Below are 17,078 nucleotides of genomic sequence, written 5' to 3'. Positions count from 1 at the left end.
CAACACCGGAATCGACGCGGCCGCGGCCACGGACTGAGTCAACACCGCACGGTTGCCGACCCCATCCAACCGAGCATGCTCACCCCCATCGAGCAGATCCACCGACGACAACGACCGACCCGGATCGGCAGTCATCGCCACCAACACCCGCTCTAACCGCCGTATCAGCACCTCGATGCTGGCCGCGTCGAACACGTCGGTGCGGAACTCCACCGCCCCGCCAATCCCTGCGGCCTGGCCAGCCTCGGTCCAGCGTTCGCCGAGCGAGAACATCACGTCCATACGCGCGGTGCGGGTGTCGACCGGCATCGGCGTGACCTGCAGATCGCCCATGGCCAGGTTCGCGGGCTCGTTGCTCTGCCACGCCAACGCCACCTGGAACAGCGGGTGATGGGTCAGGCTCCGGGACGGGTGGAGCCGCTCGACCAGCACTTCGAAGGGCACGTCCTGGTGCTCGTACGCGGCGAGGGCGCGTTGGCGCACCTGGGCCAGCACCTCGGCGGCGGTGGGATCCCCGGACAGATCCGTCCGCAGCACAAGAGTGTTGACGAAGAACCCGACCACCTCATCCAGCGCCGGGTCACCGCGGCCGGCGACCGCGAAACCCACGGCCGCATCGGTGCTCGCGCTGATCTTGCCGAGCAGTATCGCCAGCGCGGCCTGGATCACCATGAAACCGGTCGCGTTGTGCTCACGGGCCAGCCGCGCAACCTGGCGCTGCAACTCCGCGGGCCAGTCCACCGTCACAGTGGCGCCGCGCTGATCGGCGACCGGCGGGTACGGCCGATCGGTGGGCAGCTGAACTCGCTCGGGTAGGCCGGCCAGCTCTTGCTCCCAGTACGCCACCTGCGCGGCGATGCGGCTGTCAGCGTCGGTCAGCTCACCCAGCTGCGTGCGTTGCCACAGCGTGTAATCGACGTAGTGCACCGGCAAAGGCGCCCAATCAGGGGCGGGCCCCATACACCGGCTGACGTACGCTGCGCCCAGATCTCTGGTCAGCGGTGCGATCGACCAGCCGTCGGCGGCGATGTGGTGCACCACCGCTACCAACACGTGCTCGTCGTCGGCAAGGCGGAAAAGCGTTGCCCGCAAGGGGATCTCAGACGCCAGATCGAAACTGTGACACACCGCTGCGCCGACGGCCTCCTCTAGCTGGGGCGCCGACCAGCCGGTGGCATCAACGACGCCCCAACCGAAGTCGGCCCGCTCGGGGGGTACCACCAGCTGCCGAGGTTTCCCGTCAGGGGCCACAAACAGGGTGCGCAGACTCTCCTGACGCGCCACCACATCGCCCAGCGCTGCCCTCAACGCCTCTACGTCGAGGTATCCGCCCAACCGCAGCGCGGTCGCCATGTTGTAGACCGGGGAGGGACCCTGCAACTGGTCGAGGAACCACAACCGCTGCTGGGCGAACGACAACGGCACCACCGCAGGCCGCTCCACCGCCACCAACGGCTCACGCCGACCCGCTTCCTCACCGATGCGCGGCGCCAACTGGGCAACCGTCGGCGCGTCGAACACCGTGCGCACCGAAAGGCCGGCGTCCAGGCCCTTGTTGATCGCCGCGATCACCCGCATCGCCGACAGCGAGTCCCCACCGAGGTCGAAGAACGAGTCATCGATCCCTACTCGATCGAGTCCGAGCATCTGCGCGTAGATGCCTGCCAGGATCTCCTCGACCGCATTGGTCGGGGCGCGGTAATGATCGCCTGCGGTGTATTCGGGTGTCGGCAGGGCGCGGGTGTCGAGCTTGCCGTTGGGCGTCAACGGCAACGCTTCGAGTGCGACTACCGCCGCCGGAATCATGTAGGCCGGGAGCCGCAGCGCCAGCGCGGTGCGCACCGCGGTCGGATCGACCGCGCCCGTCACATAACCGACCAGGCGCATGTCGCCGGGGCGGTCCTCGCGGGCGAGTACCGCCGCCTGCTCCACCCCGTCCAGCCCGACCAGCGCAGTCTGAATCTCACCGAGTTCGATGCGATAGCCGCGGATCTTGACCTGCTCATCGGCGCGACCCAGATACTGCAACTGCCCATCAGCACCCCACCGCACCAGATCCCCGGTGCGATACATCCGCCCCCCAGGACTTCCGAAGGGGCAGGCCACGAACCGCGACCCGGTCAAGCCCGTCCGGCCGATGTACCCGACCCCCACACCATCACCGGCCACATACAACTCACCGACCACACCCACCGGCACCGGGCGCAACCACCCATCCAGCACGAACAACGCAGCAGTCGACACCGCAGAACCGATCGGCGGCACACCCGACCCCGCCGTCAACGGCGCACTGATCGCCGCATACACCGTGATCTCGGTCGGACCGTAGGCGTTGACCATTACCCGCCCCGGCGCCCACCGATCCACCACCTCGGCCGGGCAGGCCTCGCCGCCGAGCAGCAATGCCACCGACTCCAGACCCGCCGGGGAAAGCGCGGCCACTGCTGACGGGGTCTGGGTGAGCACGCTGACCTGTTCGCTGACCAGCATCCGGTGGAACTCATCCGGTGAGGCCGTCACCCATTCGGGCACCACCACCAGCCGGCCGCCACCCAGCAGCGCGGCCCAGATCTCCCATACCGAGAAGTCGAAGGCATACGAGTGGCACTGTGTCCACACCTGCTCCGTCGGAAGGCTTTTGGGTGTCGACGCCGCCAAGTGGGTGAGGTTGCGGTGGGTGATCGCCACGCCTTTGGGCACACCGGTGGTGCCCGAGGTGTAGATCAGGTAGGCGATGTCGTCGGGGCGTGGCGCCGATAGCGCGGTGCTCGGCTGGTTGTCGACAGCGGGGTCGTCGACATCGATGACTGCTCCGTCGAACTCGTCGAGCCGGCTCGTCAGACCGGTGGCGGTGAGCGCAGCGATCGGCCGGGCATCACCGAGCATGAACCCGATCCGGTCGGCCGGCAGCGCCGGGTCGATCGCCAGATACGCCGCCCCGGTCTTGAGCACGGCCAGCATCGCCACGACGGCCTGGGCCGAACGCTCCAGCAGCAGTGCCACATACGCACCCGGGCGTGCGCCGTGGTCAATCAGCAGGTGCGCCAACCGATTCGACGCCTCGTCGAGCTCGCGATACGACGTCGACCGACCCTCGAAGCTGATCGCCACCGCTTCTGGGGTGCGGGCCACCTGCGCGGCGAACAACTCCGGAACCGACACCGCCGCGGCCGCGGGCTGGGTCAACACCGCACGGTTGCCGAGTTCGTCCAACCGGGCATGCTCGGACGCGTCGAGTACATCGACCGTCGACAGTCGCCCGGTCGGGTCGGCGGTCATCGCCACCAGCACGCGCCGCAACCGCCCGATCAACGTGTGAATACTGTTCGCGTCGAACACATCGCCGTCGTACTCGACGCGGAAGCCCAGCGCAGGGCCGGGCTGGGCTTGCACCGTCAGCGGGTAGTGGTTGTATTCGCGCCCGGTGGATTCGGTGATGGCCAGCCCGTTGACGGCGGAGAGCGCCGCGGAGTCGATCGGGTAGTTCTCGTATCCGAAGATGGTGTCGAATAGTCGGTCCTGACCCGTGATGCGATGGATCTCGTTGAGCGCCAGGTGCTGGTGCTCCAGGGTGTCGTTGTGCACACTCTGCAGCTGACTCAGCAGGTCGGTGGTGGTGGTGGCCGGCGTAAAGGTCGCGCGCACCGGCACCGTGTTGATCAGCAGCCCCACCATGGTCTCCGCGCCGAGCACCTCGGTCCTGCCCGAGACCGCGGTGCCGAAGGCGACGTCCCGCTGACCGGTCAGCCACGTCAGCAGCTGCGCAAAGGCGCCCTGCAGCACGATGTTGACGGTGGTGTGGCGCGAGCGCGCCAGCTCGCTGAGCGCCCGCGTGGTCTCCTCGGACATCCGAAACGACTCCACACCTCGGGCGCCGAGCCCTAATTTCTGCGCCGGTCCGACCAATGTGGGGGTGTCGAAGCCGGCCAACACCTCCCGCCATGCCGTCTCGGCGGCATCGATGTCTCTGTCCGCCAACCAGTTGACATACCTGCGGTACGGCACCGGTGCGGGTAGGCGCTGCCCCTGGTAGCTGGCGAAGATCTCGCTCACCAGGATCGGCAGCGACCAACCGTCCATCACGATGTGGTGATTGGTCAGCACAACCCGGTGCCGGTGTGCTGTGATGCGAATCAACGCCACCCGGAATGCCGGCCCGTCGGCCAACTCGCAGACCGCGGCACGGTCCTCGGCGCACACCCGCTCGATCTGCTCATCTACATCGAGGCCGCCGGCTCGCAGCTCCACATGCCGCCATCCCGGCGCGGGATCAGCCGGGATGATCTGCACCGGCTCGCCGAACCGCTCAGGGAACCGGGCCACCAGATGCGGATGCCGCTTGATGACCGCGTACACGGCATCGCGCAATCCGTGCGGGTCGAGCGGGCCGGTCACGGTGAATGCCAGCTGCACCGCGTACACGTCGTCGTCGCCACCCCGCATGGTGCTGGCGTGGAAGAGCAGCCCCTGCTGCAGCGGGGTCAGCGGCAGTATGTCAGCGATCCGCATATTGCCCCTGGAGCTCATCGATCTGCTGCTGAGTGAGTCCGACTGCGATGTCGGACGGGGTCAGCCCGCCCCCGCCACCTCGCACATGCGCGCAGATGCCAGTTAGGGCGTCGAACCACAACTCGCTTAGCCGGCTGACCTGCACGTGCTCCAGTGCCGAGGGCGCCCACGTCCAGTTGGCGTGCAGGTGCGGTCCGGCGGCGGTGTCGAGAGTGCCGGCATTGAGCGCGACCGTGTGCGCCAAGGGCATCGGCACCGCGGTAGCGACGGCGGCCGACGCCACACCCTCTTGACTGATCCCCCACGCCTCACCGGCTGTCGCGGCCTGCGCTGGGGCGCCCAGCCGACCGAGGTAGTTGAACCCGATCGCCGGATCCCACCCACCCAGATCCACGTCGGGGTTCAGATAGCGCAGCAGACCATACGTGAGGGGATCGGGCAGGGCGCGCAGCTGTTCCTTGGCATCCTTGATCACCGCGCCCAGCGCCGCGTCACCGGCGACCACCTGCGCCCACGACAGCCCGCCGACCTCAAGCACCACAGGATATTTGGCGGTGAACCAGCCCACCGTCCGCGACAGATCCACATCCGGGCCCAGCTCCTCCTGGCGACCGTGGCCCTCCACATCGATGCCGACCGGCGCGCCGCCGCTACCCAAGAACTCCGCCACCGCCAACCCGAACGCGATCAACAGAATGTCCTGCACCCCAGCATGAAACGCCGCAGGCACCTCCCCCAACAGCATCCGCGTCGTTTCGCTATCCAGCGCCATCGACAACTGGCCAGCAGTGGCGTAGGTGTCCCGCTCGGGTTGCACCGGTGGCAGCACCGGCGGGACCGCCACCACCTTCGTCCAGGCGTCGGCCTGCGCCAGCACCTCCGCCGCATGGGCGTGCTCGGCCAGCAGCGACGCCCACCGGGCAAACGACGTCCCCGGAGCCGGCAACGCGATCGGCTGCCCACGGTGATGCTGAGCCCAGGCGATGTTGATGTCCTCCAACAGGATTCGCCACGACACCGCGTCGACAGCCAGATGATGGACGATCAACACCAGCTGACCCGACGAGGCCACCCACACGGCACTCAGCATCACCCCGGCACCCGGGTTCAACCGCGACCGCGCCGCCACCAACGCCGCATCGGACAACACGTCGGCTGTGGAAAGGCACGCGCCGGCATCCACCGAACCAATCTCGGGCACCTGCAGCGACCAACCCGCCGCGCCGTCGTCATCAATCCGCAGTCGAAGCATCGCGTGCCGATCCAGCACCGCCTGCAATACCACCACCACATCGGCCTCGGACACCCCCGCCGGGGCCTGCACCACCAGCGTCTGATTGAACTCCTCGACCGGGCCATCCACGCCTGCCAGCCAGCGCATGATCGGGGTGGCCACCACCGGACCGAGTCCGTCGTCGGCCACAGCGGCCGCACCGTCGGTGACCACGGCGACCCGGGCCAGCCCGGCTACGGTCTGCTCGACGAAGACGTCGCGCGGCTTGCACAGCACCCCGGCCGCACGCGCCCGCGCCACCACCTGCATCGACGAAATGCTGTCCCCACCCAGATCGAAGAACGACTCGTCGACGCCGACGCGCTCCAGCCCGAGCACTTGGGCATAGATGTCGGCCAGGATCTCCTCGACCGCGCTGGCAGGGGCGCGATACTCACCCGCGGTGTACTCGGGTGTGGGCAAGGCGCGGGTGTCCAGCTTGCCGTTGACCGTCACCGGCAACGCCTCGAGTACGACGACCGCCGCCGGAATCATGTACGGCGGCAAGCGGTCCGCCAACGCACTGCGGATGCGGCCGGAATCGACTGTGCCGGTATCGGTTTCGGTGACGTAGCCGACCAGACGCTTGTCACCGGGGCGGTCCTCGCGGGCGATCACCACCGCCTGCTCCACCCCGTCCAACCCGACCAGCGCAGTCTGAATCTCACCGAGTTCGATGCGGTAGCCGCGAATCTTGACCTGCTCATCGGCGCGGCCCAGATACTGCAGCTGCCCATCAGCACCCCACCGCACCAGATCGCCGGTGCGGTACATCCTCATTCCGCGACTTCCGAAGGGGCAGGCCACGAACCGCGACCCGGTCAAGCCCGTACGGCCGAGGTAACCGACCCCCACGCCATGACCGGCCACATACAACTCACCGACCACCCCCACCGGCACCGGGCGCAACCACGCATCCAGCACGAACAACGCCGCGGTCGACACCGGCACACCGATCGGCGGCACACCCGACCCCGCCGTCAACGGCGCACTGATCGCCACACACATCGTCGTCTCGGTCGGACCGTAGGCATTGACCATCACCCGCCCCGACGCCCACCGATCCACCACCTCGGCCGGGCAGGCCTCACCGACGACCACCACCGCCGCCGACTCCAACCCCTCCTGCGGCAACATCGCCACCGCCGACGGCGTCTGAGTCAACACACTGACCCCTTCCGCAACCAGCACTCCGTGGAAGTCGTCCGGCGAGCTCGCCAGCGCTTCGGGCACCACCACCAGCCGCCCACCACGCAGCAGCGCGCCGAAGATCTCCCACACCGCGACGTCGAAGGCCAGCGAATGACACAGCGGCCACACCCCCGGATCCGGCAACCCCGCATCCAAGGCCGCCAACAACCCGGTCACGTTGCGGTGGGTGACCGCCACGCCCTTCGGCGTACCGGTGGTGCCCGAGGTGTAGATCAGGTACGCGACATCGTCGGGGTCGGGCGCCGCCAGCGCCGTGCCGGGTTGCCCGTCGACAGCGGGATCCTCGACACCGAGGACCACGCCGGCAAACCCGTCCAAGCGGCCAGCCAAGCCCGTGCTGGTGATCGCGACGATCGGAGCGGCGTCGGCGATCAGGAACTGCAACCGGGCCGTAGGCACCATCGGGTCGAGCGGCAGATACGCGGCGCCGGTCTTGAGCACCGCCAAGATCGCGATGACCGCCTCGGCTGAACGCTCCACCAGCAGCGCCACATTCTCGCCCGACCCCACACCGTGGGCGGCCAGCAGATGCGCCAACCGATTCGCCGACTCATCCAACTCGAGATAGGTCATGGTCCGACCCTCGAAGCTGATCGCCACCGCGTCCGGGGTGCGAATGACGTGTTCGGAGAACAACACCGGAATCGACACCGACACGACCCCCGGCCGGGCCAACACTGCGTGGTTGCCGACCTCGGCGAGGCGGGCATGCTCACACTCATCCAGGAGGTCTATCGACGAGAGCCGCCGGGCCGGGTCGGCGGTCATCGCTTCCAACACTCGTTGCAACCGCCCGATCAGCACCTCGATGCTGGCCGCGTCGAACACGTCGGTGCGAAACTCGACCACCCCGCCGATCCCGGTCGGCTCACCGGTGTCGGTGAAGCGCTCGGCCAGTGAGAACGTTAGATCCATGCGGGCAGTGCGGGTGTCGACCGGCACCGGCGTGGCCTGCAGATCGCCAAGGGCCGGCATCGACGGCTCATTGTTCTGCCACGCCAACGCCACCTGGAACAGCGGGTGATGGGTCAGGCTCCGGGACGGGTGGAGCCGCTCGACCAGCACTTCGAAGGGCACGTCTTGGTACTCGTAAGCGGTCAGGCCGCGTTGGCGCACCTGGGCCAGCACCTCGGCGGCGGTGGGATCCCCGGACAGATCCGTCCGCAGCACCAGAGTGTTGGCGAAGAATCCCACCACCTCATCCAGCACCGGGTCACCGCGGCCGGCGACCGCGAAGCCCACCGCGACATCGGTGCTCGCGCTCATCTTTCCCAGCAGCACCGCCAGGGCGGCCTGGACGACCATGAAACTGGTCGCGTTGTGCTCATGGGCGACATGGCGCACCTGCCGCTGCAACTGCGCAGGCCAGTCCATTGCCACAGTGGCGCCGCGCTGATCGGGCACCGGCGGGTAGGGCCGATCAGTGGGCAACTGCAGCCGCTCGGGTAGACCGGCCAGCTCTTGCTCCCAGTACGCCACCTGCGCGGCGATGCGGCTGTCAGCGTCGGTCATCTCACCCAGCTGCGTGCGTTGCCACAGCGTGTAATCGATGTACTGCACTGGCAAAGGCGCCCAGCTGGGGGCGAGACCCATACAGCGGCTGGCATAGGCCACCCCGAGATCAGCCATCAGCGGGGACATCGACCAGCCATCGGCGGCGATGTGGTGCATCACCGCTACCAACACGTGCTCGTCGTCGGCAAGGCGGAAAAGCGTTGCCCGCAAGGGGATCTCAGACGCCAGATCGAAACTGTGACACACCGCTGCGCCGACGGCCTCATCCAGCAGGGCCGCCGGCCAGCCGGTGGCATCGACGATAGCCCAACCGAAGTCGGCCCGCTCGGGCGCCACCACCACCTGCTGGGGGATTCCCTCAGGAGCGGCGAACAGGGTGCGCAGGCTCTCCTGACGCGCCATCACGTCGGCCAGCGCTGCCTCCAACGCTTCGACATTCAGGTGCCCGTCCAGCCGCAACGCCGCCGCCATGTTGTAGACCGGCGAGGGACCGTACAACTGGTCGAGGAACCACAACCGCTGCTGGGCGAACGACAACGGCACCACCGCAGGCCGCTCCGCCAGCACCAACGGATCACGCCGACCCACGTCCTCACGGATAAGCGGCGCCAACTGGGCAACCGTGGGCGCATCGAACACCGCGCGCACCGAAAGGCCGGCATCCAGCGAGGTGTTGATCGCGGCGACCATCCGCATCGCCAACAACGAATCCCCACCGATCTCGAAGAACGAGTCGTCGATGCCGACGCGCTCCACTCCCAGCACCTGGGCGTAGATGCCGGCCAAGATCTCCTCGACCGCATTGGTCGGGGCGCGATACTCACATGCGCTGTATTCGGGTGCGGGCAGGGCGCGGGTGTCGAGCTTGCCGTTGGGCGTCAACGGCAACGCTTCGAGTACGACTACCGCCGCCGGAATCATGTACGGCGGTAGGCGGTCGGCCAACGCACTACGGACGCGAACGGGATCGACTGTGCCGGTATCGGTTTCGGTGATATAGCCGACCAGGCGTCTGTCGCCTGGGCGGTCCTCGCGGGCGATCACCGCCGCCTGCTCCACTCCGTCGAGATGTGCGAGCGCCACGCGCACCTCGCCGAGTTCGATGCGGTAGCCGCGGATCTTGACCTGCTCATCGGCGCGACCCAGATACTGCAGCTGCCCGTCAGCGCCCCACCGCACCAGATCCCCGGTGCGATACATCCGCCCCCCAGGACTTCCGAAGGGGCAGGCCACGAACCGCGACCCGGTCAAGCCCGTCCGGCCGATGTAACCGACCCCCACACCATGACCGGCCACATACAACTCACCGACCGCATCAACCGGGACCGGCCGCAACCACGAATCCAGCACGAACAACGCCGCGGTAGGCACCGGTGCGCCGATCGGCGGCACACCCGACCCCGCCGCCAGCGGCGCAGTCCTGGACGCGCACACCGTGGTCTCGGTCGGACCGTAGGCATTGACCATCACCCGCCCCGGCGCCCACCGATCCACCACCTCGGCCGGGCACATCTCGCCGGCGACGAGCAACGCCACCGACTCCAGACCCGCCGGTGACAACGCCTCCACCGCCGACGGGGTTTGACTCAGGAAGCTGACCTTCTCAGCGATGAGCAAGGCGTGGAGGTCCTCGGGGGACCCTGCCACCGACTCGGGCACCACCACGAGCCGCCCGCCACCCAGCAGCGCACCCCAGATCTCTTCCACCGAGGCGTCGAAGGCCAGCGAATGCCACTGTGCCCACACCCGCGCGTCCGACGGACCGGATGTCAGCAGTCGAGTCACGTTGCGGTGGGTGATGGCCACCCCCTTGGGCACACCGGTGGTGCCCGAGGTGTAGATCAGGTAGGCGATGTCATCGGGGTCCGGGCCTGCCGGCGCCGTGGCGGGTTGGCCGTCAGCGTCGGCCGCATCGATGTCGACGACCGGTACGTCGCGTCCGTCCAACCGTGAGCGCAGACCCGCGGTGGTGATCGCGACAATCGGGGTGGCGTCAGCGAGCATGAACCCGATCCGGTCCGTCGGCGACGCCGGGTCGATCGGCAGATACGCCGCCCCGGTCTTGAGCACCGCCAGCATCGCCACGACGGCCTGGGCCGAACGCTCCAGCAGCAGTGCCACATACGCACCCGGGCGTGCGCCGTGGTCAATCAGCAGGTGCGCCAACCGATTCGACGCCTCGTCGAGCTCGCGATACGACGTCGACCGGCCCTCGAAGGTCACCGCCACCGCTTCCGGGGTGCGGGCCACCTGCGCGGCGAACACCGCGGGAATCGACACCGACGTGGTCCCCGGCCGGAGCAACACCGCCCGGTTGCCGATCGCGTCCAACCGGGCATGCTCGGACCCGTCGAGCACATCCACCGTCGACAGCCGCCGGGTGGGGTCGGCGGTCATCGCCACCAACAGCCGCTCCAACCGCGTGACGAGCGCCTCGATGCCTGCCGCGTCGAATACGTCGGTGTCGAATTCGACGCGCAGCCCCAATTCGTTGCCCGGCCGGGCCGCCATCGTCAGTGGGTAGTGGGTGGATTCGTGGCCGACAACCTCGGTGATGGTCAACCCGTCGATGCCGGACACCGCCGCGGCGTCGACCGGGTAGTTCTCGTACACGAAAACGGTGTCGAACAGCTGATCGTGGCCAGTGATGCGATGGATCTCGCTCAGCGCCAGGTGCTGATGCTCCAGGGTGTCGTTGTTGACTCGCTGCAGCTGATCGAGCAGGTCGGCGGTGGTGGTGTCCGCGGCGATGGTTGCGCGCACCGGCACCGTGTTGATCAACAGCCCCACCATGGTCTCCGCGCCCACCACCTCGGACGGCCTACCCGAGACCACGGCGCCGAAAGCGACGTCCTGCCGGCCGGTCAGCCACATCAGCAGCTGCGCCCACGCCGCCTGCAGCACGGTGTTGACGGTGGTGCGGTGCGACCGCGCCAGCTCGCTGAGCGCCCGGGTGATCTCCTCGGGCAACGCGAAAGATGACACGCCTTGGCGCCCGGGCGGGCCCGGCCGGCCGACCAGGGTGGGGGTGTCGAAGCCGGCCAGCACCTCACGCCACGCCGCCTCGGCGGCGTGGCGATCTCGATCGGCCAGCCAGGAGACGAAGCTGCGATACGGCGCAGGCGCGGGCAGCCGCTGCCCGTAATAGCCCGCGAATATCTCGCTCAGCACGATCGGCAGCGACCAACCGTCCATCACGATGTGGTGGAAGGTCAGCACGAACCGGTGTCCGTCGTTCCCGGTACGGATCAATGCGGCCCGAAAAGCCTTTTGGCCGAACAGATCACAGACCGCTAGACGCTCCTGGGCGCACACCCGTTCGATCTGCTCATCATCGAGTAGGTCGTCATATCGCCAGGCTGCTACGGGATCGGCGGGGATGATCTGGACCGGCTGGTCGAACTGCACGTGGAATCGGGCTGCCAGGTTCGGATGACGCGTGACCACGGTGTCCACCGCTTCGCGAAGCCGGTGCGTGTCGAGGGCACCGCTGAACGTGATCGCGAGCTGTACCGCGTACACGTCGGCGCCGGCCTGCGCGGTGCTGGCGTGGAAGAGCAGCCCCTCTTGCAGCGGGGTCAGCGGCAGCACATCGACGATGTCGTAGTGCTGCTGAAGCTCGTCGAGCTGGTGTTGGCTCAGCCGCGCCGGGATGATGTCCGACGGGGTCAGCCCGCCCCCGCCGCCTCGCACGTGCGCGCAGATGCCGACCAGGGCGTCGAACCACAACCGGCCCAGCCGGCTGACCTGATCACGATCGGTTGCCGAGGGCGCCCACGTCCAGTTGGCGTGCAGGTGCGGGCCGAGGTCGGTGTCCACGGTGCCGGCATTGAGCTCGAGAGAGTGCATCAGGGGCATCGGCACCGCTGCCGTGGCCCCGGTCAGCGACACGCCGTCCGGCCCGATCTGCCACACGTCATCAGTGGCCGTGGCGTGTGCTGGGGAACCCAGCCGACCGAGGTAGTTGAATCCGATCGTCGGATCGGAGTCAGGCAGATCCACGTCGGGGTTCAAATAACGCAGCAGACCGTAGGTCACGGGATCGGGCAGGGCGCGCAGCTGTTCCTTGGCATCCTTGATCACCGCACCCAGCGCCGCGTCACCGGCGACCACCTGTCCCCACGACAGCCCGCCGACCTCAAGCGCCACAGGATATTTGGCGGTGAACCAGCCCACCGTCCGCGACAGATCCACATCCGGGGCCAGTTCCTCCTGGCGACCGTGGCCCTCCACGTCGATACCGACCGGCGCGCCGCCGCTACCCAAGAACTCCGCCATCGCCAACCCGAACGCGATCAACAGGATGTCCTGCACTCCAGCATGAAACGCCGCAGGCACCTCCCCCAACAGCATCCGCGTCGTTTCGCTATCCAGTGCCATCGACAACTGGCCGGCAGTGGCGTAGGTGTCCCGCTCGGGTTGCACCGGTGGCAGCACCGGCGGGACCGCCACCACCTTCGTCCAGGCGTCGGCCTGCGCCAGCACCTCCGGCGTGTGGGCGTGCCCGGCCAGCAGCGACGCCCACCGGGCGAACGACGTCCCGCCCACGGGCAACGCGATCGGTTGCCCGCTGTGATGCTGAGCCCAGGCAATGTTGATGTCCTGCAACAGGATTCGCCACGACACCCCGTCGACGGCCAGATGATGGACGATCAACACCAGCTGACCCGACGAGGCCACCCACACGGCACTCAGCATCACCCCGGCCGCCGGCTTCAACCGCGACCGCGCCGCCACCAACGCCGCATCGGACAACACGTCCACCGCTTGCAGACATCCGCGGGCAGCCACCGCCCCGGCGTCGGGCACCGTCAACGACCACCCGCCGGCCCCGTCGTCGTCGACACGGAGCCGCAACATGGCATGGCGATCCAGCAGGGCCTGCAACACCACGACCACGTCGGCCTCGGACACCCCTGGAGGGGCCGACATGACGACGGTCTGATTGAACTCCTCGACCGGGCCATCCACGCCTGCCAGCCAGCGCATGATCGGCGTCGCGACTACCGGGCCGACACCCTCGTCGACCACACCGACGTCACCGTCGGCCACCATGACCACCCGGGCCAGCCGGGCGACCGTTTGCTCGACGAAGATGTCGCGCGGCCGGCATTCCAGGCCTGCCGCCCGGGCAAGCAACACGACCTGCATGGACAAGATGCTGTCGCCGCCGAGATCGAAGAACGACTCGTCGGCGCCGACCCGGTCGAGCCCCAGTATCTGGGCATAGATGCCGGACAGGATCTCCTCGACCGCGCTGGCGGGGGCGCGATACCCACCGGTGGTGTATTCGGGTGCGGGCAAGGCGAGGGTGTCCAGCTTGCCGTTGACCGTCACCGGCAGCGCATCCATCACTACTACCGCGGCCGGCACCATATATGGCGGTAGCCGCTCGCCCAGCGCGCTACGCGCCTCGGCTGGGTCTGCTGTGCCGGTGATGTAGCCGACCAAGCGCTTGGCGCCGGGGCGGTCCTCGCGGGCGATCACCGCCGCCTGATCGACCCCGTCCAGCCCGGTCAGGGCGGCCTGAATCTCGCCCAACTCGATGCGATAGCCGCGGATCTTGACCTGCTCATCGGCGCGGCCCAGGTATTGCAGCTGCCCGTCGGTGCCCCAGCGCACCAGATCCCCGGTGCGATACATCCGCGCCCCAGGACTTCCGAAGGGGCAGGCCATGAACCGCGCCGCGGTCAACCCGGCCCGGCGCACATACCCAACGCCCACCCCACGACCGGCCAGATACAACTCGCCGACCACCCCCGCCGGCACCGGGCGCAACCACGCATCCAGCACGAAGAACGCTGCCCACGCAATGGGCGAGCCGATCGGCGGCGCCCCCGACCCCGCCGCCAGCGGCGCACTCTTGGACAGCCACATCGTGGTCTCGGTGGGACCGTAGACGTTGACCATCACCCGCCCCGGAGCCCACCGATCCACCAGCTCGACCGGGCAAGGCTCAGCACCGATCACCAACGCCACCGAGTCCAAACCCTCCCGCGCCAGCATCGACACCGCCGACGGGGTCTGGGTCAACACGCTGACGCGTTCGTTGACCAGCAACGCGTGAAAGTCCTCCGGCGAGCGCGCCACCGAGTCGGGCACCACCACCAGCCGCCCACCAAACAACAACGCAGCCCAGATCTCCCAGACCGAGAAATCGAAGGCATAGGAGTGAAACTGCGTCCACACCTGGTCGGGTGCCAACTCCACGCCGATATCCAGTCCGTCGAACATCTGAGTGACGTTGTGGTGGGTGACTGTCACCCCCTTGGGCACACCCGTGGTGCCCGAGGTGTAGATGATGTGGGCCAGATCATCAGGGGCCGGACTCGGTAAGGCGGTACTGGGTTGGGTGTCAATGCGGGGGTCGTCGACATCGATGACCACCAGCTCGTACCCGTCCAACCTCGAGCGCAGATCCGCCGTGGTGATCGCGGCGATCGGCCTCGCATCGGCGATCATGAACTCGATCCGGGTCGCAGGCAGCCCCGGGTCGAGCGGCAGATACGCCGCCCCGGTCTTCAGCACCGCCAAGATCGCCACGATCGCCTCGGCCGAACGCGAAAACAGCAGTGCCACACACTGTCCCGGCCTCGCCCCGTGGTCGGCCAACAGATGCGCCAACCGATTCGCCGCGTCATCCAACTGGAGGTAGGTCATCGAGCGGCCCTCGAAGGTCACCGCCACCGCCTCCGGGGCGAGGGCCACCTGCTCGGCGAACAACACCGGAATCGACACCGGCGTCGCGGATTGCGTCAGCACCGCGCGGTTGCCGACCTCATCCATCCGGGCCAGCTCACCCTCGTCGAGCACATCGATCGACGAGACCCGCCGTGTCGGATCGGCGGTCATCGCCACCAACACCCGCTGCAACCGCTCTATCAGCGCGTCGATGCTCTCCGCGTCGAACACGTCGGTGCGAAACTCCACCGTCCCGCCGATTCCGGCGGGCTCACCGGTCCCGCTGAAGCGTTCTGCCAGAGAAAAGCCCAAATCCATGCGGGCGGTGCGGGTGTCCACCGGCAGCGACGTGACCTGCAGACCCTCCAGCTCCAGCCCCGCCGCTGGGTCGCTGTTCCCGGCGAATTGCCAACCCACCAGCACCTGAATCAGGGGATGATGAGCCAACGACCTCGAGGGGTTGAGCCGCTCCACGAGCACTTCGAAGGGCACGTCTTGGTGCTCATAGGCGGCCACGCTGCGTCGGCGCACCTGGCCCAACAGTTCCGCGATGGTGGGGTCCCCCGACACGTCAACACGTAGCACCAGGGTGTTGATGAAAAAGCCCACCAACTCATCCAGCGCGGGATCGCGCCGCCCGGCGATCGGGAACCCAATGGCCACCTCGGGGCTGGCACTGAGCTTCGACAGCAGCACAGCCAGGGCGGCTTGAACCACCATGAAGCTGGTTGCCTTGTGCTCACGCGCCGCCCGAGCAATTTGCTGCTGCAACTCAGCCGGCCAATCAACGACCACGCTGGCGCCGCGCTGATCGGCCACCGGCGGGTAAGGCCGATCAGTGGGCAACTCCAGTCGCTCGGGCAGACCGGCCAGCTCCTGCTCCCAGTAGGCCAGCTGCGCAGCGATGGGGCTGTCGCTGTCCTCGAGGTCACCTAACAACGCGCGCTGCCACAGCGTGTAGTCGACGTACTGCACCGGCAGCGGCGCCCAGTCGGGCGCACGCCTCGCATACCGGCCGGCGTAGGCCACGCTCAGATCCCTGATCAGCGGGACGATCGACCAGCCGTCGGCGGCGATGTGGTGCACCACCGCCACCACCACGTGTTCGTCATACGCGACCCGGAAAAGGGTTGCCCGCAAAGGGATCTCAGAGGCCAGGTCGAAACTGTGACGCACTGCCGCGCCGATGGCCTCCTCCAGCCGACCTGCCGACCAACCGGTGGCATCGACGACGTCCCAACCGAAGTCGGCCTGCTCCGGCGGCACCACCAGCTGCTGGGGGATTCCGCCGGGCGCGGCAAGCAGCGTGCGCAGACTCTCGTGACGGCCCACCACGTCACCCAAAGCCGCACGCAGCTCCTCGGTTTCGAGGAGGCCACCCAATCGCAACGCCGCCGCCAGGTTGTAGACCGGGGAGGGTCCTTGCAGCTGGTCGATGAACCACAACCGCTGCTGGGCGTACGACAATGGCACCACCGCGGGCCGCTCCACTGGGACCAAGGGCTGCAGCCGACGCGAACCCACACCGATACGGCACGCCAACTCGGCAACCGTCGGCGCGTCGAACACGGTGGGGACGGAAAGATCGGCATCGAGTGAAGTGTTGATCGCCGCGGACAGGCGCATCGCCAACAGAGAATCCCCACCCAGATCGAAGAACGACTCGTCGACGCCGACGCGCTCCAGCCCGAGCACGTCGGCGTAGATGCCGGCCAGGATCTCCTCGACCGCGGTCACCGGGGCCCGGTAACCATCGACATCCTGGAACTCCGGCCCTGGCAGGGCGCGGGTGTCGAGTTTGCCGTTGGGTGTCAACGGCAACGCCTCGAGGACGACGACCGCTGTCGGGATCAAATAGGCCGGCAGCCGCTCGCCCAGCTGCGCGCGA

The 17,078-nt window shown here is 67.9% G+C and carries 2 protein-coding genes; both read right to left on the bottom strand.

Going from position 1 to position 17,078, the window contains the following annotated elements:
* A partial coding sequence (locus tag SLQ30_RS32635; RefSeq protein ID WP_319451188.1) for a non-ribosomal peptide synthetase occupies nt 1-4,527 on the bottom strand: 4,527 nt, incomplete at its 3' end.
* Nucleotides 4,496-17,078 (bottom strand): non-ribosomal peptide synthetase (locus SLQ30_RS32630; RefSeq protein ID WP_319451187.1); only part of this gene is annotated, 12,583 nt, incomplete at its 5' end. The genes SLQ30_RS32635 and SLQ30_RS32630, both read right to left, overlap by 32 nt.

The organism is Mycobacterium sp. RTGN4 (assembly GCF_033804635.1).
In the GTDB taxonomy this organism is placed as follows: Bacteria; Actinomycetota; Actinomycetes; order Mycobacteriales; family Mycobacteriaceae; genus Mycobacterium.
The sequence above is the reverse complement of the archived record's forward strand: the minus strand, read 5'-3'. Positions and strand labels throughout refer to the sequence as shown.